The following is a 19,773-nucleotide window of genomic DNA, read 5'->3' on the forward strand; positions in this document are numbered from 1 at the left end:
TCCGAGGCTAGGCTTTCAACATGCGCCAATACCTCGACCTTATGCAGCGGATCCTCGACGAAGGTGTCGAGCAGCAGGACCGCACCGGAACCGGAACGCTTTCCCATTTCGGGGCCCAGATGCGCTTCGATCTTCGCGACGGCTTCCCGCTGCTGACTACCAAGAAACTCCATCTCCGATCGATCATCGTGGAGCTGCTCTGGTTCCTGCGCGGCGATACCAACATTCGCTGGCTGCAGGAGCGCAAGGTCAGCATCTGGAACGAATGGGCGGACGAGGAAGGCAATCTCGGCCCCGTCTACGGCAAGCAGTGGCGGCATTGGCAGACGGCCGACGGCCGCGAAATCGACCAGATCAAGAACCTGGTCGAGCTCATCAAGCGCGATCCGTCGTCTCGGCGCCAGATCGTCACCGCCTGGAATCCAGGCGAGATCGACCGGATGGCACTCGCGCCGTGCCACTGCCTGTTCCAGACCCAGGTCGCGGGCGGCCGCCTCAACCTTCAGCTCTACCAACGCAGCGCGGATTTCTTCCTCGGAGTTCCGTTCAACATCGCAAGCTATGCCCTGCTGACCCACATGCTGGCCCGTGAGACGGGCAACGAACCCGGCGTATTCGTCTGGACCGGGGCGATGTGCATCTTTACTCCAACCACCTTGAGCAGGCCCACCTTCAACTGACGCGCGAGCCCCGGCGGCTGCCGCAGCTCATTCTGAAGGATCGGGGACAGTCGATCTTCGACTATGAGCCCGAGGACTTTGCGTTCGAAGCTTATGAGCCGCACCCGCATATCTCGGCGCCCGTCGCCGTCTGAGGACGGTTCGCCGCGAACACCCGAGAAAATTCCGGTGCCGGAATGGAGCGCTTCCGAAATCGGCGCGTTACTAGTGACCGTCAAACGAGGAGTTTCGTATGGTCCAGAAGATTCTGACGGCGGCGCTTATCACTGCCGCGCTGGCGACCGCGGCCTGCAACACGGTCCGTGGTGCTGCCCGCGACGTGAATTCGGTCGCGAATTGCACCGAGAACACAATGAACGGTGGCAAGTGCTAAGGCACTAATCGCTCACTTCGAACAAAAGGAATGTGCCTCGTCGGGAAATCCCGGCGAGGCATTTTTCATGCCTCCAGGGCGGCTGATTCATCCGGGAGTCAGTCGACAAATGCACAACTTGACGTCATGTCGTTTCGCAAACGCAATGGAGGGTGGACATGAAATCTAAACTGGTGACCGCGGCGCTGATCGGGACCTGCCTGGCGCTCGCCGCATGCAACACGGTTCGCGGTGCCGCGAAGGACGTGGAGTCCGCAGCGAACTGCACGGAGAATACGATCAAGTCCGGCCGCTGCTGATCCATCGCTGAGACCAAAAGAAAAGCCCCGCCGGTTTGCGCCGGCGGGGCTATCTTTTTGCCCTCAAAGGCTAGCGACTACTCGGTGAGATAGTCGCCGGCATCGGCATCCGTGCCGTGGCCGCTCGGAACGACCTCGGCCAGCGGGTCTTCGCCCGTTCCGGCCGTATCGTCACGCGGAGAGCGTGCCTTCTCGGCAGCACGCAGTTCCTCGGCCGAATTCGGAGCGACCAGCGCCTCCTGCATGCGACGGTGCGTCGCACGGAGAGCCGCGTCACGGCTCGATGCCGCAACCCGGAGCTCCTTCATGCTGGAGCCGGTGCCCGCCGGGATCAGGCGTCCGACGATCACGTTCTCCTTGAGACCGGTGAGCGTGTCGACCTTGCCCTGCACGGCCGCTTCGGTGAGCACTCGCGTCGTCTCCTGGAAAGATGCCGCCGAGATGAAGCTGCGGGTCTGCAGGCTCGCCTTGGTGATGCCGAGCAGCACCGGCTTGCCTTCCGCGGGCTTCTTCTTCTTGTCGAGCCGCGAATTGACCTCGTCCATCTCCTCGCGATCGACCTGCTCGCCCTTCAGGAACGTGGTGTCGCCGTCGTCGGTGATCTCAACCTTCTGCAGCATCTGGCGAACGATCACCTCGATGTGCTTGTCGTTGATCTTCACGCCCTGCAGTCGATAGACCTCCTGGATCTCGCTCACGAGGTATTCTGCGAGCGCCTCGACGCCGAGAGCTTCCAGAATGTCGTGCGGGTCCGGAGAACCGCCAACGAGGTTGTCACCGCGCTTGACGTAGTCGCCTTCCTGCACCTCGATCACGCGCGACTTGGGCACCAGCTCCTCATGCGGAGTCGAGCCATCGTCAGGAACAATCGCGATCTTCCGCTTGGCCTTGTAGTCCTTGAGGAAGTTCACACGACCCGAGACCCGGGCAATGATTGCCTTGTCCTTGGGCGTGCGGGCCTCGAACAGCTCGGCAACACGCGGCAGACCGCCGGTGATGTCGCGCGTCCTTGCAGCTTCGCGCGGCATACGGGCGAGCACTTCGCCGGCCTCGACCTTCTGGCCGTCCTCGATCGCGACGATGGCGCCGGCGGCCAGGCGATAGACGCCCGCCTCTTCTGCCTTGTCGCCGGTCAGGGTCAGGCGCGGATGCAGCGAATCCTTCTTCGACTTCGCCATGTCGTCGGTGACGACGCGCTGGGCGATACCCGTGGACTCGTCGACCTGCTCGGTCATGGTCCGGTTCTCGATGAGATCCTGGTACTTAACCGTGCCGGCCCGCTCGGTGATGACCGGGCTGAACGACGGATCCCATTCGGCGATCCGATCGCCCTTGGTGACGATGTGACCGGTCTCGCACAGCAGATGAGCGCCGTACGGAACGCGGTGCGTCGACAGCTCGCGGCCATCCATGTCGAGGATCGCGATCTCGCCCGAACGCGACAGCGAGATGTGCCGGCCGCGCGGGTCGGTGATCGTCGGCATGTCACGGAACTCGATCGTGCCGTCGACCGGCGCTTCGAGGTTCGACTGCTCGTTGAGCTGCGCCGCGCCGCCGATGTGAAAGGTCCGCATCGTCAGCTGGGTGCCCGGCTCACCGATCGACTGGGCGGCAATGACGCCGACAGCCTCACCGATGTTCACCGGCGTACCGCGAGCGAGGTCGCGGCCGTAGCACTTGGCGCAGACGCCCTGCTTCGAAGCGCAGACCAGCGGGGAGCGGATCTTCACGCCCTGCAGGCCGATCGCCTCGATCTGGGCGACCATCGCCTCGTCGAGAAGGGTACCCTCGGGGATGACCACATCGCCGGTCTTCGAGTCGACGACGTCCTCGGCCGTCGTACGGCCCAAGACGCGCTCGCCGAGCGAAGCGATGGTGGCGCCGCCCTGCACGATCGCGCGCATTTCAAGCGCACGGTCGGTGCCGCAGTCGTCCTCGATAATCACGGCGTCCTGCGAAACGTCGACCAGACGGCGGGTCAGGTAACCTGAGTTCGCAGTCTTGAGCGCCGTGTCGGCCAGGCCCTTGCGGGCGCCGTGGGTCGAGTTGAAGTACTCAAGGACGGTCAGGCCTTCCTTGAAGTTCGAGATGATCGGAGTTTCGATGATCTCGCCCGACGGCTTGGCCATCAGGCCGCGCATGCCGGCAAGCTGCTTGATCTGAGCCTGCGAACCACGAGCGCCCGAGTGGGCCATCATGTAGATGGAGTTCAGGTCCGCCTGGCGACCGTCAGGGCGCTTCGGCGTCGCTGAAATCTCTTTCATCATCGCGGATGCGACCTGGTCACCGCAACGCGACCAGGCGTCGATCACCTTGTTGTACTTTTCCTGCTGGGTGATCAGACCGTCCTGGTACTGCTGCTCGTAATCCTTCACGAGTGCACGCGTCTCCTCGACCAGCTTCACCTTATCGGCGGGGATGACCATGTCGTCCTTGCCGAAGGAAATGCCCGCCTTGAAAGCGTGACGGAAACCGAGCGCCATGATGGCGTCGGCGAACAGGACCGTCTCCTTCTGACCGGTGTGACGATAGACGATGTCGATGACGTCGCCGATCTCCTTCTTGGTCAGGACGCGGTTGACCGTCTCGAAGGGCACCTTGTGGCTCTTCGGAAGGGTCTCGCCCAGGAGCATGCGTCCCGCGGTCGTCTCGAACCGCTTCATGTAGGTGTTGCCCTCCTCGTCCGTCTGCGGGACGCGGCTGACGATCTTCGTATGAAGCGTCACGGCACCGGCTGCGAGAGCCTGGTGGACCTCGGTCATGTCGGACAGAAGCATGCCCTGGCCCGGCTCATCCTCTTTCTCAAGGCTGAGGTAGTAGAGGCCCAGAACCATGTCCTGCGACGGCACGATGATCGGCTTGCCGTTCGCGGGCGACAGGATGTTGTTGGTCGACATCATCAGGACGCGCGCTTCCAGCTGGGCCTCGAGGCTCAGCGGGACGTGCACTGCCATCTGGTCGCCGTCGAAGTCGGCGTTGAACGCGGCGCAAACCAGCGGGTGAAGCTGGATCGCCTTGCCTTCGATCAGTACGGGCTCGAACGCCTGGATACCGAGACGGTGAAGCGTCGGAGCGCGGTTCAGGAGAACCGGGTGCTCGCGGATTACCTCGTCCAGGATGTCCCAGACTTCCTTGCGCTCTTTCTCGACCCACTTCTTCGCCTGCTTGAGGGTCATGGAAAGACCCTTGGCGTCGAGGCGCGAGTAGATGAACGGCTTGAACAGCTCGAGCGCCATCTTCTTCGGCAGGCCGCACTGGTGCAGCTTGAGCTCCGGACCGGTCACGATGACGGAGCGGCCCGAATAGTCGACGCGCTTGCCGAGCAGGTTCTGCCGGAAGCGGCCCTGCTTGCCCTTCAGCATGTCGGACAGCGACTTCAGCGGACGCTTGTTGGCGCCCGTGATCGTCCGGCCGCGGCGGCCGTTGTCGAACAGAGCGTCGACCGCTTCCTGAAGCATGCGCTTCTCGTTACGGACGATGATGTCCGGAGCGCGCAGCTCGATGAGCCGCTTCAGACGGTTGTTACGGTTGATGACGCGGCGATACAGGTCGTTGAGGTCCGAAGTCGCGAAGCGGCCGCCGTCCAGTGGAACCAGGGGGCGAAGCTCCGGCGGGATGACCGGAATGACCTCGAGGATCATCCATTCCGGACGGTTGCCGGAATCGATGAAGCTCTCGACGACCTTCAGGCGCTTGATGATCTTCTTCGGCTTCAGCTCCGACTTGGTGACCGCGAGTTCATCGAGCAGTTCCTTGCGCTCGCCTTCGAGGTCGAGATCCATGAGCATGATCTTGACGGCTTCGGCGCCGATGCCGGCGGAGAAGGCGTCTTCGCCATATTCGTCCTGCGCGTTGAGAAGCTCGTCCTCGGTGAGGAGCTGGTTCTTCTCGAGCGGGGTCAGGCCCGGCTCAAGAACGACATAGCTCTCGAAGTAGAGGATGCGCTCGAGCTGCTTCAGCTGCATGTCGAGCAGCAGGCCGATGCGGCTCGGAAGCGACTTCAGGAACCAGATGTGGGCGACCGGAGCGGCGAGCTCGATATGACCCATGCGCTCGCGGCGGACCTTCGAAACGGTCACTTCCACGCCGCACTTCTCGCAGACGATTCCCTTGTACTTCATGCGCTTGTACTTGCCGCACAGGCACTCGTAGTCCTTGATCGGACCGAAGATGCGCGCGCAGAACAGGCCGTCACGCTCCGGCTTGAACGTGCGGTAGTTGATGGTCTCCGGCTTCTTGATTTCGCCGAAAGACCAGCTGCGAATCTTGTCCGGGCTCGCAATGCCGATCTTGATCTCGTCGAACGTCTCCGGCTTGGCGATCGGATTTGCGAAAGGCGTCAGTTCGTTCATCTCGTTTCTCTTCCTCTAATCCCTCGGTTCCCGGAGGGCAGGGATGGGGTGGCGGGACGCTAGGCCCCGCCGATCTCGTTCAATTATTCGGCCGCGATTGCCGGCGGCTCATCCTCGGAGGCGACCGAGTCCAGCTCGACGTTCAGGCCAAGGCTGCGCATTTCCTTTACGAGAACGTTGAAGCTCTCCGGAATGCCGGCCTCGAAGGTGTCGTCGCCCTTGACGATCGCCTCGTAGACCTTGGTGCGGCCGATCACGTCGTCCGACTTCACCGTCAGCATCTCCTGAAGGGTGTAGGCAGCGCCGTAAGCCTGCAGCGCCCACACTTCCATTTCACCGAAGCGCTGTCCGCCGAACTGCGCCTTACCGCCCAGCGGCTGCTGGGTGACGAGGCTGTAGGGGCCGATTGACCGCGCGTGGATCTTGTCGTCCACGAGGTGGTGGAGCTTCAGCATGTAGATGTAGCCCACGGTCACCTGACGGTCGAAAGGATCGCCGGTGCGGCCGTCGTACAAGGTCACCTGACCCGACGTGCTTAGACCTGCCTTCTCCAGCATGGCCGAAACGTCGCTCTCGCGAGCACCGTCGAACACAGGGGTGCCCATCGGAATGCCGCCTACCAGGTTCGACGCCAATTCGATGATTGCTGCGTCGTCGCGCGCGTCGATGTCCTTCGTATAGGCATCGCCGTAGATGTCCTTCAGCTTCGCGCGGAGAGCCTTCACGTCCTTGTCGGCAATGTCCTTGCCGCGCTCGTGCATGCTGTCGAGCATCTCTTCGATCTGGCGCCCGAGACCGCGCGAAGCCCAGCCAAGGTGCGTTTCGAAGATCTGACCGACGTTCATACGCGACGGCACGCCCAGCGGGTTGAGCACGATGTCAGCATGCGTCCCGTCTTCGAGGAACGGCATGTCCTCGATCGGCAGGATGCGGCTGATGACGCCCTTGTTGCCGTGACGGCCGGCCATCTTGTCGCCCGGCTGAAGCTTGCGCTTCACGGCAACGAAGACCTTGACCATCTTCAGCACACCCGGCGGCAGCTCGTCGCCACGCTCCAGCTTCTCGACACGGTCTTCGAAGCGGCGGGTGATGACGTTGGCCGCCTCGTCGTACTGGCCCTTGAGGGCTTCGATGTCGGCCTGGCGCTTGTCGTCCTTGACGGCGATCTTCCACCAGTCGTGCTTATCCGTCGCCTCGAGCATGTCCTCGTCGAGCGTCGCGCCCTTCTTGATGCTTTTCGGAGCTGCGGTCGCGACCTGGCCGAGAAGCATTTCCTTCAGACGGGCGAAGGTCGCCCGGTTGAGGATGCCGCGCTCGTCGTCGGCGTCCTTCCTCAACCGGTCCTTTTCCTCGGCCTGGATGGCGCGAGTACGGTCATCGATGTCGATGCCGTGACGGTTGAAGACGCGGACCTCGACGATCGTGCCCGACACGCCCGGCGGCAGCCGCAGCGAGGTGTCGCGGACGTCCGAAGCCTTTTCGCCGAAGATGGCGCGGAGGAGCTTTTCCTCCGGCGTCATCGGGCTTTCGCCCTTCGGCGTGATCTTGCCGACCAGGATGTCGCCAGGCTCGACCTCTGCGCCAATGTATACGATGCCCGCCTCATCGAGGTTGCGAAGAGCTTCCTCGCCGACGTTCGGGATGTCGCGGGTGATGTCTTCCGGCCCGAGCTTGGTGTCGCGGGCCATGACCTCGAACTCTTCGATGTGGATCGAGGTGAAGACGTCGTCCTTCACGATCCGCTCGGAGATCAGGATCGAGTCCTCGTAGTTGTACCCGTTCCACGGCATGAACGCGACGAGCACGTTCCGGCCGAGCGCGAGCTCGCCGAACTGCGTCGAAGGACCGTCGGCGATGATCTCGCCGGCCTCGACCGTGTCGCCAACCTTCACCAGCGGACGCTGGTTGATGCAGGTGTTCTGGTTCGAGCGCTGGAACTTCATCAGCGTGTAGATGTCGACGCCCGATTCACCCGCGCGGAGGTCGCCGGTGGCGCGCACGACGATACGGGTCGCGTCGACCTGGTCGACGATACCGGAACGGCGGGCGGCAATGGCGGCGCCTGAATCGCGGGCGACAGTCTCTTCCATGCCGGTGCCGACAAGCGGTGCGTCCGCCTGAAGCAGGGGCACAGCCTGACGCTGCATGTTCGAGCCCATGAGAGCGCGGTTCGCGTCATCGTTCTCGAGGAACGGGATGAGGGAGGCCGCGACGGACACAAGCTGCTTCGGCGACACGTCCATCAGCGTGATCTGCTCGCGCGGAGCAATCAGGAAATCGCCGTTGCGCCGTGAGGAGATGATTTCCTCGGCAAAGGTGTTGTCCTTGTTCAGCTCGGCGTTCGCCTGCGCGATCGTGTGCTTCGCCTCTTCCATTGCGGAGAGGTAGACGACGTCCTTCGTCACCTTGCCGTCGACGACCTTGCGGTACGGCGTCTCGATGAACCCGTATTTATTCACGCGGCTGAAGCTGGCGAGCGAGTTGATGAGGCCGATGTTCGGACCTTCCGGCGTCTCGATCGGGCAGATGCGGCCGTAGTGCGTCGGGTGGACGTCGCGGACCTCGAAGCCCGCGCGCTCGCGGGTGAGACCGCCGGGCCCGAGCGCCGAAACGCGACGCTTGTGCGTCACTTCGGACAGCGGGTTGGTCTGGTCCATGAACTGCGAGAGCTGCGAGGAGCCGAAGAACTCGCGGACCGCGGCAACCGCCGGCTTCGCGTTGATGAGGTCGTTCGGCATGACCGTCGACACGTCGACCGAGCTCATGCGCTCCTTAACGGCGCGCTCCATGCGGAGAAGGCCGATGCGGTACTGGTTCTCCAGCAGCTCACCGACCGAACGGACGCGGCGGTTCGCGAGATTGTCGATATCGTCGATCTCGCCCTTGCCGTCCTTGAGGTTCACCAGCTCCTTGACCACCGCAAGGATGTCCTCGCGACGAAGGGTGGTGACCGTGTCCTCGACGTCGAGGCCGAGGCGCATGTTGAGCTTGACGCGGCCGACCGCGGAAAGGTCGTAGCGCTCGGAATCGAAGAACAGGCCGTAGAACAGCGCGTCCGCGGTCTCGCGGGTCGGCGGCTCGCCGGGGCGCATGACGCGGTAGATGTCGGAAAGAGCCGAATCCGCGTCCTCGTTCTTGTCGGCCTTGAGCGTGTTGCGGATCCACGGACCCGTGTTCACGTAATCGATGTCGAGCAGTTCGAGCGTCTTCACGCCCGCCTTGTCGAGCTTCTCGAGGTTTTCGGCAGTAACCTCGTCTCCGGCCTCGATGTAAATCTCGCCGGTCTTCTCGTTGATGAGGTCATGCGCCGAATAGCGGCCGAAGATTTCCTCGGTCGGAACGACGAGCGCCTTCATGCCATCCTTGGCCACCTGGTTGGCGCGGCGCGGGGTGATCTTCTCGTTGGCCTTGAACACGATCTCGCCGGTCTCGGCGTTGGCCAGGTCGTGCAGCGGCTTCTGGCCTCGCCATGCGTCGGCGACATACGGGATCTGCCAGCCGTTCTTGCCACGGACGTAGCTGACCGTGTTGTAGAACAGATTGAGGATTTCCTCCGGCCCGAGCTGCAGCGCCAGCAGCAGGGTCGTGACCGGCAGCTTGCGCTTGCGGTCGATACGGACGTTGACGATGTCCTTCGCGTCGAACTCGAAATCGAGCCAGCTGCCGCGATAGGGAATGACGCGGGCGGCGAAGAGGAACTTGCCCGAGGCGTGGGTCTTGCCGCGGTCGTGGTCGAACAGGACGCCCGGCGAACGGTGCATCTGGCTGACGATGACGCGCTCGGTGCCATTGACGATGAAGGTGCCGTTCTGCGTCATGAGCGGCATATCGCCCATGTAAACGTCCTGCTCCTTGATATCGATGACCGACTTGGTCTCGGTCTCCGGATCAATCTCGAACGTAGTCAGGCGAAGTGTGACCCGCATCGGCGCGGCATAGGTGAGACCGCGCTGGCGGCACTCGTCGGTGTCGTACTTCGGCGGTTCCAGCTCGTAGCGGTCGAAGTCGAGGTGCGCGGTGCCGGCGAAATCCTCGATCGGGAAAACCGAACGAAGCGTCTTTTCAAGGCCTGAGACATAGCCGATGGCCGGGTCTGACCGGAGGAACTGCTCGTAGCTCTCGCGCTGAACCTCGATGAGGTTGGGCATTTCCGAGATTTCGTGGACGTTGCCGAAAATCTTGCGGATGCGCCGCGAGTTGGTCTTGAGCCCGCTCGTCGTCTTACGAGGTGCGTCGATCGCTTTGGTCGCCATTGTCTTCCCTGCGCTGGAGCTGAAGCTCACGCACGGGAAGCGAGAGCCCAGCTCAGTTCTCCGGCCTCGGCCGGAGTTGAGTTTGGAGCGCTACCCCCGTTCTTCCTCCCCAATTCGTTTGGTCCGTGCGCTGTTCGGACCCTGTCCCGGGGAGGACGGGAAAAGCCCCGGGACGCACGAAATCGTGCGGCGGAGCCGTCTATTTGTTGGATGAAGCCGATATAATCCAATTTTTCCCCTTGTGAAGGGGTCTTGCAGGAAATTTCAGAGAGGTCGGGGTGTCAGGCCGGATCCCGGTAATAAACGAGCTGGTGGCTCGTCGCGAGCAGGCGGCCATCGCCGCTCCAAAGCTCCGCGGATTGATCGTGAAACCCGCGGTCGAAGATGCGGGCGTCCGCAGTTCCGAGGATTGGATTTGAGCCAAGTTCGGCGAGGTCGTTTTCCGTCGCGTGAAAATAGGATGTGAGGGTGACCGTTCCGAACGGCACCATTCGCTGCCGGACGTGGATGATCCGCCCGAAGAAGATGTCGGTGAGAGCGGCGAGCCCGACGAAATCCATCGGCCGCGGCGGGTCCGAGGCAATCCAGAGCGTTGATCGCGCCGAAGACGGCTCCTCCCGTTGGTTGGCCCAGAAGGGCTCGCCTTCCGCGAAGCGCAAATCGAAACGTTCAATCCAGCCCGAACCCGGCCAGGGCATGCGGGGAAGACTTTCGAGTGAAGGCACAATGGGCGGTTCGACGGGCCGACCGGCAAAAGTCTCGGGCCGCTTCCCAAACATCGCCGTCGCCGTCGCGACGCACTCGCCTGCCTGGAACATGGTCATGGTCCAGTGCTGGGTCGAGCGATTGGTCCGCGCCGGCCTGGCAGTGATCTGCATCTCGCCCTTCGCGATGGCGGCGCAGAAGTTGACCGTCAGCGCGAGCGGCTCGCCCTCCCGATCTGGATGGGAGAATGCCGACTTGAACAGGAGCGCTGCGACAAGGCCGCCGAAGGGTCCGACCATGTTCCAGTAGGCGTCGCTCGTACGTGCAATCCAGCTGTCGTCGCCCTCTTGCTCAAGGTCCGTGGCGATGTCGAAGGGGTGGCGTTCGTTCGCCACTAGCCCTTCGCCCGCGCTTTCTTTTTCGGCTTCTCGGGGCCGTAGAGTTGCAGAAAGGCATCGGCAGCGAGTGTCGAGGCTCGATTGATTTCGACGAGGTCTGGACCGCGGATGGCGCCGAGCAGCCTCTTCTCAAACATGTCCCACTCGTTAAGACCCTTCCAGTGCATGGCGGCGACCCACGGGTCAGCACGCTTCAGAAGTCCCTGATCCATCATCAGTTCGAACCGTCTTGCAAGGCGTTGCCAGGCCGGCTCCAGCACTCTTTCGAAGAACTCCTTGCCGAGCGTAGAGTCAGAGGGCTGATTGGCGACCATGCGGACGTTAGCAATCGGTACGGATGACAAGCGGCGCGTCATGTAGGCGACGCCGAGCTTGATCAGGCCTTCCCGAAGATCGTCCGATGACAGGAACTCATTCATCAGCCGATCGGCTTGATCGGTCACGTCATAGAGAAGGACCGCAGCCAACAACTGCTCCTTCGATTTAAAGTAGCCGTAAAGCGTGGCCTTCGAGCCGCCGAGCCGCTCCGAAATCATCGACATCGAAGTCCGTTCGAAACCGTGCTCCTCGAAGAGCTCGGAAGCGACCCTGACGATCTCGCGCCGCTTTTCGTCAGTCCTAACCCGCATAACCGCGCATCACCCTCTCATTCCCCAATACTGTACATGGCGGTTCAGTTTAGCGTTGACAAGGGGCGAATCGTAAAATAAACCGTACCGTACAGTTACAGATCAACGGGAATATTACTGATGATGCGGTTTTCCACTGCGCGGAGCGTCCGCGCGGCAATGCTGTCGGCCACCCTTTTGACGGGCGCGTGCGCGTCCGTTCCGGACCTCGGTGCAAAGCCGGAGATCAGCGCACCAACGACCTTCGCGTCGAGTGCCTCGCTCGGCGGTTCGCAGGCAGCGTGGCCGGCAGACGGCTGGTGGCTCCGATACCGCGACCCGCAACTGGCGCGCCTCATAGACGAGGCCTTGATCAGTTCGCCCGACCTCGAGGCGGCCGCAGCGCGTATGCGCGCTGCCGACGGCTTCGCGCAGAGGGCAGGGGCCGCGCTCAAGCCGTCCATCGACGCCTTCTCGCAGCCTGAGCTCGCTAAGCAGAGCCAGAACCAGAGTGTGCCGGCGGCGATGATACCCAACGGCTGGAATGACAGCGGTTCGATGGGCCTGAGCCTGTCACTCGACCTAGACCTGTGGGGCAAGAACCGCGCCGCGCTCCGGGCGGCCAATGCCGACGCAGATGCCGCGCGCTACGAAATGGAAGCCACCAAGCTCGCGCTGACCACCGGAATAGCGTCGACCTATGCGGAGCTGGCCTCGCTTTATGCTCAACGCGACACGCTCGAGGCCGCCCTCGCGATCCGTACGGAGACGGCCAGGCTCGTCGCCCAGCGGACCGCGATCGGCCTCGATACTCGTGCGGAGCTGAAGCAGGCCGAAGCCCGTATCCCGCAGACGCAGGCCGACCTTGAATCGACTGACGAGGCCATTGCGCTGACGAGGAACGCGCTCGCCGCCTTGGTCGGTAACGGGCCGGATCGTGCGCTGACGATCGAGCGCCCGGCAGTCGCCGCCCTGCAGGCGCAGGGCGTCCCGGCCGACGCATCGATCGAGCTGATCGCTCGCCGCCCCGACGTCGCCGCAGCCCGCGCGCGTGTCGAAGGCGCGAACGATCGCATCAAGGAAGCGAAAGCGGCCTTCTATCCCAACGTGAATCTGAGCGCCTTGATCGGCTTGTCGTCCTTCGGGCTCGGCAATCTGTTCAACAGCGGCTCCGGAATTGGAAGCGTGAGCCCCGCGGTTTCCCTCCCCTTGTTCCACGGGGGCGCGCTCCAGGGCCAGTACCGCGGTCGACGCGGTCAATATGACGAGGCGGTCGCTCTGTACGACCGCCAGGTCATCGAGGCGCTGCACGAGACGGCTGACGCCGTGACGAGCCAGAAGATGCTCGTTTCACGGCTCGCCAACTCGCGCCGCGCGCTGGCCGGTTTTGAAGAGGCCAACCGCCTCGCCCGCCAACGCTACGAGCACGGCCTGTCCACGTATCTCGATGTGCTCACCGCCGAAGAAGGCGTGCTCGAAGCACGGCTGAATGTCGCGCAGCTCGAAACGCGCGCCTTCTCCCTCGACGTGCAGCTGATCCGCGCCCTCGGCGGCGGCTTCAGCGCCTCAATCCACTGACAAGAAACAGGGAATTGAAGAAATGGCTGAACGTGATCCCATTGAATTGCAGCAGGCGGAGAATCTCGAAGAGGTTTCCGTGCCTGATGCGGAAAGAGCTGCCGACGATGTCCGCAAGAAGCGCCGGAAGAAGGTTCTACTCGCCCTTGTAGCCGCGAAGCTCGCAATCGCCGGTGGCGCATGGATGTTCTTCGACGACGCGCATGTCGAAACCGACAACGCCTATGTCAGTGCGGACTCCGCGCAGGTGACCCCGCTCGTTTCGGCGGCCGTTACCGAAGTCGCAGTCGTCAACACGCAGATGGTGCACAAGGGCGACGTCCTGCTTCGTCTCGACGACAGCGATGCGCGCCTCGCGCTTGCCAAGGCCGAGGCCGAGTTCTTTAAGGCCCGGCGCCAGTATTCGCAGATGGCCGCCAACGGCGGATCACTCGCGGCGCAGATCAATGCCCGCGACGCCGACGTCGGTCAGGCGCGTGCTCAGCTTGCATCTGCCGAGGCGAACTTCGGCAAGGCTCGCATCGACCTCGCCCGCCGTTCGGAGCTTGCCGAGTCCGGCGCGGTCTCCGGCGAAGAGCTGACGAATGCCCGTAACGCCTATTCGAGCGCCGAAGCGAACCTCGCGCTTGCCCGCGCCGGCGTCGCCCAGGCGGCCGCCATGCGTGGCGCGGCCCGCGAAAGCTGGGCTGCGAACGAAGCGCTGATTGCCGGCTCGACCATCGACACCAGCCCGGAAGTCGCCGCCGCCAAGGCCAAGCTTCAGCAGGCTCGTCTGGATCTTGAGCGGACCGTCATCCGCGCACCGATCGACGGCGTCGTCACGAACCGCCAGGTCCAGGTCGGCCAGCGCATTGCGGCTGGCACCCCCGTGATGACCCTCGTCCCGATCGGGAAGGTCTATGTCGACGCCAACTTCAAGGAAGGCCAGCTGGCGAAGGTCCGGCCGGGTCAGGAGGTTGAGCTTGTCTCCGATCTCTACGGCGGCGACGTCGTCTACCACGGCCGCGTCGCCGGCTTCTCCGGCGGTACCGGCTCGGCATTCGCGCTGATCCCGGCCCAGAATGCCACCGGTAACTGGATCAAGGTCGTGCAGCGTCTGCCCGTCCGAATCACTCTCGATCCTGCCGAGCTAGCGAAGCATCCGCTCCGCGTCGGCCTCTCCATGGAGGCCAAGATCGACGTTTCCGGAGGCAAGTGATGCAGACGGAGACGTCGGCGCCGGCGATGAGCAAGGGGACATTGCTCCTCGCCTGCCTCGTGCTGGCCTTCACCAACTTCATGGTGGTTCTGGACACGACGATCGCCAACGTGTCGGTCGCGCACATCGCGGGCGGCCTCGGCATTTCATCGAGCGAGGGTACGTGGGTCATCACGTCCTACGCGGTCGCTGAGGCGATCTGCGTTCCCTTGACGGGCTGGCTCGCCCGCCGGTTCGGAACGGTCCGCGTGTTCGCGCTAGGCATGGCCGGGTTCGGCGTATTTTCCCTCCTTTGTGGAATGGCCTGGAGTCTCGGCTCGCTGGTCGCTTTCCGGATCGGGCAGGGGCTCTGCGGCGGGCCTTTGATGCCGATCAGCCAGACTCTGCTGCTGAGCATCTTCCCGAAGGAGAAGCATGCGCAGGCGACCGGTATCTGGGCGATGACGACAATCGTTGCCCCGATCCTCGGTCCGATCCTCGGCGGCACCATCTCCGACAATTGGGGATGGCACTGGATCTTCTTCATCAACATCCCGATCGCGATCATCTGCGCGACGGGTGCCGTCGTCCTGCTCCGCAAGGCCGAGACGAAGGTGGAGAAGGCGCCGATCGACACCATCGGCTTGATGCTGCTCGTCCTCTGGGTCGGAGCGCTTCAGCTGATGCTCGACCTCGGGCGCGAGCACGACTGGTTCGGCAACAACTTCATCGTGTCGCTCGCAGTGATCGCGGCCATCGGCTTCAGTTTCTTCGTCGCCTGGGAATGGTTCGAGAAAGACCCGGCGGTAAACTTGAAAGTGTTCCGCTACCGCGGCTTCACCGTCAGCGTCATCGCTCTGGTGTTCGCCTACGGCACGTTCTTCGCCAGTCTCGTGGTCATTCCACAATGGCTTCAGGGCGCACTCGGTTACACCGCGACCTGGGCCGGCTATGCGACCGCCTTCAATGGCGTCGCGGCGGTCATGATGGCCCCGGTCGTCGCCAAGTTGTCCGAGAAGGTCGATCCGCGCCTGCTGGTGTCGTTCGGCGTGCTCTGGCTAGGCGCGACCTCGCTGATCCGCGTCTTCTGGTGGACCAGCGATTCCGACTTCTGGACGCTTGCCTTGCCGCAGCTGATCCAGGGCGCCGGCATGCCTTTCTTCTTCGTGCCGCTGACCTCGCTCGCTCTGGGCGCGGTCGAGGAAAGCGAAGTCGCCTCCGCGGCCGGCGTGATGAACTTCCTGCGCACCATGTCTGGCGCGGTCGCGACAGCAATCGCGACGACTGTCTGGTACGACGGAGCTCAGGCGACCCGGGCCGAACTGTCGGGCGTCCTCAACGGGCCCAGCAGACCATGCAGTCGCTGCAGATGCACGGCTACACGGTCGAGCAGTCCCGCCAGGTCGTGAGCAATCTCGTCGACGGCCAGGCGACCGCACTCGCCACCGGCTCAATCTTTACCACCGCGGCAATCGTGTTCGCCGCAGCAGCGTCAATCGTCTGGCTTGCCCCGCGTCCCAAGCACGCGGTCGCCGCCGGCCATGCTCACTAGGAGAAAGGAAGTGTTGGATTTGATGTTTGCCGCTGCCCTGTCCGGCATGCGGACCGTTGAGGCGGCCGATGACGGCCAGCCTATGGCGATCGACTATTCGCTCGTTCCGGGCACGCAGCCGAGGGCGCCGGAGAGAGATTGGCGGATGTGGGTCGGTTCCGACTTCACCTCCTTCAAGGATGAGCGGGACTGCCCGATCTTCTTCCAGAGGGAGCTGCCTGGGTTCGGAACGCTAAGCGTCCGTTCACAGTGCGCTGTCGAAAACGAGGAATGAGAAATGACAGCGAAAACGGAGCGGAAGATCGCGGCGGCCGGGATGGCCGGCGCCGTCCTGGCGATCCTCGCGGCGATGCTCGTCCTGTCAGGCTTGATGGTCGGACTCGGCGCTCGCGACGACCGCGTGCTCATGACGGCATCGACAGGAAACCACCGATGAACGGTCGTGCGGCAAGCAGGCTGGTCGAGGCCCTGATCGTCGGGGTTGCAGCCAGCGCATGGTATCTGCTGAAGCGGCGTCCAGCGCCGGTGCGCTCGGCCTATCCGGACCTCGCCGGAAACTTCGCACTCTAATTGACCGGGGTCATGGTGCGCCCATCTGCGCAGCTTAGGGACCGTCGCAATTAAGGTTCGGGTTAGCGCACCATGGCATGAAACTCCTGAGCCTCTGCCTTGGACAGCCGCCAATGCACGGTCGACCCACACAAAAGCGCCAAGCGCCGCGGCTGCAAATGTCAGAACCAGCAGTCCGCCAATTAGAGCAGAACGTGCATCGGGTACCCATTGGTACGCTTATGGCTCGCCGCATGTCGGCTTTCCACCCAATGCGGACATTAGATCGACAGCGCACGGCCCGATATTTATCTCGACTTCTGTTTTGGAACGTGCGCGACAACTGCGATTTCGACCAGCGCGCCGGGCTGAAGCAAGCCAGAGGTTCCGATAGCACTCCAGGCTGGCGGCGGCGATTTCATGTACCGGCTTTTCACCTTGGCGAAGGCGTCGATCTGTGCGGTCGGATCGGTGTGATAGGTACGCAGTTCGACGACGTCATCCCAGCTTACGCCTGCGCGCTGCAAAGTCTTGCCGATCGCGTCGAAAGCCCTGACGAAAGCGTTCTCCATGTCCTTCTCGCCGGGAGCGAGATAGGCAGGCACTCCGGAAACATAGACGACGCCATTGCTGACGACAGCGTCGGCCCAGCCGATCTGCTCCTGTAACTGACGCTGTCGCGCATTTTCGGGCATGATCACGACCGCCTGTTGGCGAGCACCTCCTGACTGGGCGGCCGCGGCAAAGGCCGCAATCGTCGTGAATAATACCAAGTGATCCTCCTTTACGATGTCTAGAGTTGCCTCTGCGTGGCCGGGAGCGTCTACTGGCACTTAGGCGCCGAGTGCCGCCAAAATCTCGTCATCTCCGCTTCATCCATTTCTTCCAGTTCATGTGTACTGGCTCGTGTCTGATCGAAGCGCTCAGTCGGCTAGATGAACTGTCTCCGGCCTTCGACGAAGTGTCGGCTTTCGACCCGAAGCTGACATTAGAGTCGACGCCTCTCTGGCAACCAGTAAACGGTCACCCATGCATATCCCTACGCTTCGCACTGAGCGGCTCGTCCTCCGTGCACCTTCGGTGACCGATTTCGAAACCTACCGAGACTTCTATGCCGATCGGTCGGCTTCATTGTTCTACGGCGGGCCACTGACAGCAGCGCAGGCGTGGCGGAAACTCGCGTACGACGTAGGTCACTGGACACTGCGCGGCTTTGGCATGTGGTCGGTAGTCGAGCAGGCGAGCAGCACGATGGTAGGCGGGTGCGGGATCGTTTGGCCAGAGGGTTGGCCGAGGCACGAACTGACTTGGTGGATAGTGCCAGGCGCACGTCGCAACGGTTACGCGGAAGAGGCGTCAAGAGCTGCGATCCGGTGGGCTCAGGAAGTGCTTGGTTGGAGCGCTGTCGAAACGCACATGGATGATCAGAACGAGCCGGCAAAGCGATTGGCGCAGAAGCTCGGCGGCACGATCATATCGCGCGACATGTTTCCGGACGGCCTCGAACGAAACATCTACGAAATGGCGCCCTGAGATCGAACCTTGGATGTCCGCTTTCCACCCTTGTAAAACATTGCGCCAATTCTAATCGGCGATGGAGAATCCAATTGGCTTGAAGCTGCCGCCATTGCTTGAATAGGCGGAGCAAGCTGTGAGCCCGATCACCAACGGCATCTCCGCTCGAAAGCGAATAAAATCCCCCGCTCTGCTTACCGGGGCTCCACCCTAATCCTGCCATCGATTCCGACGGGGACGTTCATGAAGACGTTGAACGCGATTGGGATCATGTCCGGCTCGATGCCGTAGGGCGCCAGCGCATCCGCCAGATTTCCGAAGCACCCGCGATGAACGGGCTGATCCGGGTAAAAGTGGCGAAAGGTCGCTTCGCTGCAAGGAGTTAGAAGAAAATCGTGGATGCCAACCGTATCCTCGATGATGGACAGCATTGGGCGGGATCGATTGGAGTACAGGATGCTGCCGACTGTGAGCCTGATCGTCTCCGCATAATCGACCGTCCGACCGCTCGATATGACCTCTCGCACATCGACAGAGTTGTAGGCGAGCAAATCGGCAACTTGCACGCCTTCGATGTCCGTGACGGTCAATGTCTGGCCTTCATCCAGGCGAAATGCGACGCCGCTCCTTGGCGGGATTAGCTGCGCGGTCACTGTCCTTCGTCATTGCTGCGGCTGAACGGACAGACCCAGTCACTGGCGACCTGTCGTCCACTATATTGACGAGCCGCGCTCAACTCTCCGTGGCGCGCCAACATCGGATTGATCGACCCCGCTAGCACATCGTCTCGTTCCAGGATCGCCTTGCGGAGACCCTCGTACCGACCCGTGATTCTCAGTTGCTCAAACTGGTCATGGAGGTTCAGTACGATCGTCGGGTATTGAAACCGTCGCGCCGGGCGACTTGCGCCGGGATGCAAGCCCACAGCGAAGAAGGCCTCCCCACCAAAGCTCAAAGAGAAATGGGGATCTTCGGGATCGGTGCTGACTCGCTGGTCCGGAGCGATCCCCCGCCACTCATCCTTGTCGCTCATCGATTGGAGTCGTTCCCACAGAGCGTCTTCGAACTCTTCCTCTGCAAGGTCCAAGGGCCCCTCGAAGACGAATGCCAAACTGCGAAACAATCCGCGATCGCGCTTGTATTCCTGGGCCCATTTGCGTGCGATTTCGTGCAACCGCAGGTCGTCCCATGAGCTGGTGATCGATCGACAAGCGATGACTTTTAATGTGCCGCGGCCAAGAGCGGACTTCGCGCCGACGCACGGAAAATCGCGTGACCGGACGAATTCCGAAAAGTCGTGTTCAATGGCGTGCTGATTTTCGTAAGACCAATGGTACATCAGCCATGAACGAGCGTTGGAAGGAAGGGTTGCCGGAAGCAACCCACGCGCATTCAGTCGAGCCGCTCTTACATCCGCTTCCCACCAGTTGTGGATATTTCGGCGCTGAGACGCGGCTTATCGCGAGCGGCGGAACGCAAAGTCTTCCAATTCGCTTCTGTTGTATGAAGTTGATCGGTGCCGACGAATCACGTGCTCAGGCGAAGCACTGCCGCGAGCTTGCGATGAGCACGAAAGATGCTGAGATCGAGCTATTGTTTCTTCAAACTGCCGAGGATCTGGAACGACAAGCGGACCGGCTCGAAAACTCGCACTTAGGCTAGGCTAACGAAGACCTGCCGCCGCACGCAACAATGCCAGAACGAGGTGTGGCAGCTTAGAATGTCGGCTTTCCA

General features: G+C 62.4%; 15 protein-coding genes and 3 pseudogenes. 11 read left to right on the top strand and 7 right to left on the bottom strand.

Annotated elements, in window-relative coordinates:
• Window positions 1-20: 20 nt before the first annotated feature.
• The 3 genes and pseudogenes from H9L14_RS02675 (at window position 21) to H9L14_RS02685 (ending at window position 1,352) form a co-directional block, all read left to right on the top strand.
• Window positions 21-814 (top strand): annotated as a pseudogene (locus H9L14_RS02675) (thymidylate synthase).
• 98 nt (window positions 815-912) lie between these two features.
• Window positions 913-1,053, top strand: coding sequence for an entericidin EcnA/B family protein (locus tag H9L14_RS02680; protein ID WP_187709127.1), 141 nt, complete (start codon window positions 913-915; stop codon window positions 1,051-1,053).
• Between the two features lie 158 nt (window positions 1,054-1,211).
• On the top strand, window positions 1,212-1,352 hold the full coding sequence (locus tag H9L14_RS02685; RefSeq protein ID WP_187709128.1) for an entericidin EcnA/B family protein: 141 nt from the start codon (window positions 1,212-1,214) through the stop codon (window positions 1,350-1,352).
• Between the two features lie 77 nt (window positions 1,353-1,429).
• Here H9L14_RS02685 and rpoC read toward each other — a convergent pair whose 3' ends face one another.
• The 4 genes from rpoC to H9L14_RS02705 all read right to left on the bottom strand — a co-directional run bounded on the left by rpoC (window position 1,430) and on the right by H9L14_RS02705 (window position 11,689).
• Complete coding sequence (gene rpoC / locus H9L14_RS02690; RefSeq protein WP_187709129.1) at window positions 1,430-5,704, bottom strand: DNA-directed RNA polymerase subunit beta'; 4,275 nt, start codon at window positions 5,702-5,704, stop codon at window positions 1,430-1,432.
• Window positions 5,705-5,787: 83 nt separating this feature from the next.
• Window positions 5,788-9,957: a DNA-directed RNA polymerase subunit beta gene (gene rpoB, locus H9L14_RS02695; protein ID WP_187709130.1), complete on the bottom strand. Its 4,170-nt coding sequence runs from the start codon at window positions 9,955-9,957 to the stop codon at window positions 5,788-5,790.
• A gap of 281 nt (window positions 9,958-10,238) precedes the next feature.
• A complete protein-coding gene (locus H9L14_RS02700) occupies window positions 10,239-11,057 on the bottom strand; it encodes an acyl-CoA thioesterase (protein ID WP_187709131.1) in 819 nt (272 codons plus the stop codon).
• Window positions 11,057-11,689 (bottom strand): TetR/AcrR family transcriptional regulator, encoded by a 633-nt coding sequence (locus H9L14_RS02705; RefSeq protein ID WP_187709132.1) that lies wholly within the window; start codon window positions 11,687-11,689, stop codon window positions 11,057-11,059. The genes H9L14_RS02700 and H9L14_RS02705 overlap by 1 nt, the downstream gene beginning before the upstream one ends.
• Before the next feature lie 120 nt (window positions 11,690-11,809).
• Between H9L14_RS02705 and H9L14_RS02710 the strand changes: the two genes are divergently transcribed.
• From H9L14_RS02710 to H9L14_RS02735, 6 genes and pseudogenes are all read left to right on the top strand, one after another.
• Entirely contained in the window at window positions 11,810-13,246 is a 1,437-nt protein-coding gene (locus tag H9L14_RS02710; protein WP_343070216.1) for an efflux transporter outer membrane subunit, read from the top strand.
• Between the two features lie 22 nt (window positions 13,247-13,268).
• A complete protein-coding gene (locus H9L14_RS02715; RefSeq protein WP_187709133.1) occupies window positions 13,269-14,444 on the top strand; it encodes an HlyD family secretion protein in 1,176 nt (391 codons plus the stop codon).
• Window positions 14,444-15,975, top strand: a pseudogene (locus H9L14_RS02720) (DHA2 family efflux MFS transporter permease subunit). Before H9L14_RS02715 ends, H9L14_RS02720 begins: the two are co-directional and overlap by 1 nt.
• A 10-nt stretch (window positions 15,976-15,985) precedes the next feature.
• Window positions 15,986-16,249, top strand: coding sequence for a hypothetical protein (locus H9L14_RS02725; RefSeq protein ID WP_187709134.1), 264 nt, complete (start codon window positions 15,986-15,988; stop codon window positions 16,247-16,249).
• A 3-nt stretch (window positions 16,250-16,252) separates the two neighbouring features.
• The gene (locus H9L14_RS02730; RefSeq protein WP_187709135.1) at window positions 16,253-16,411 is read left to right on the top strand and encodes a hypothetical protein; all 159 of its coding nucleotides are present in this window, start codon (window positions 16,253-16,255) and stop codon (window positions 16,409-16,411) included.
• Complete coding sequence (locus tag H9L14_RS02735; RefSeq protein WP_187709136.1) at window positions 16,408-16,545, top strand: hypothetical protein; 138 nt, start codon at window positions 16,408-16,410, stop codon at window positions 16,543-16,545. Before H9L14_RS02730 ends, H9L14_RS02735 begins: the two co-directional genes overlap by 4 nt.
• A gap of 287 nt (window positions 16,546-16,832) precedes the next feature.
• On the opposite strand, the gene H9L14_RS02740 is transcribed toward H9L14_RS02735, so the two are convergent.
• Window positions 16,833-17,297: a Rid family hydrolase gene (locus H9L14_RS02740; protein ID WP_187709137.1), complete on the bottom strand. Its 465-nt coding sequence runs from the start codon at window positions 17,295-17,297 to the stop codon at window positions 16,833-16,835.
• Between the two features lie 256 nt (window positions 17,298-17,553).
• Between H9L14_RS02740 and H9L14_RS02745 the strand changes: the two genes are divergently transcribed.
• Window positions 17,554-18,057, top strand: coding sequence for a GNAT family N-acetyltransferase (locus tag H9L14_RS02745; protein WP_187709138.1), 504 nt, complete (start codon window positions 17,554-17,556; stop codon window positions 18,055-18,057).
• A 51-nt stretch (window positions 18,058-18,108) separates the two neighbouring features.
• On the opposite strand, the pseudogene H9L14_RS02750 reads toward H9L14_RS02745, so the two are convergent.
• Together H9L14_RS02750 and gntA are read right to left on the bottom strand one after the other, a co-directional pair.
• Window positions 18,109-18,692 (bottom strand): annotated as a pseudogene (locus H9L14_RS02750) (DUF1989 domain-containing protein).
• The gene (gntA, locus tag H9L14_RS02755; RefSeq protein ID WP_187709139.1) at window positions 18,689-19,378 is read right to left on the bottom strand and encodes a guanitoxin biosynthesis heme-dependent pre-guanitoxin N-hydroxylase GntA; all 690 of its coding nucleotides are present in this window, start codon (window positions 19,376-19,378) and stop codon (window positions 18,689-18,691) included. The pseudogene H9L14_RS02750 and the gene gntA overlap by 4 nt, the downstream one beginning before the upstream one ends.
• Here gntA and H9L14_RS02760 point away from each other — a divergent pair.
• Window positions 19,312-19,701, top strand: coding sequence for a hypothetical protein (locus H9L14_RS02760; protein ID WP_187710017.1), 390 nt, complete (start codon window positions 19,312-19,314; stop codon window positions 19,699-19,701). The genes gntA and H9L14_RS02760 overlap by 67 nt on opposite strands.
• Window positions 19,702-19,773 lie beyond the last annotated feature (72 nt).

The sequence above is a fragment of the Sphingomonas sediminicola genome (assembly GCF_014489515.1).
In the GTDB taxonomy this organism is placed as follows: Bacteria; Pseudomonadota; Alphaproteobacteria; order Sphingomonadales; family Sphingomonadaceae; genus Sphingomicrobium; species Sphingomicrobium sediminicola.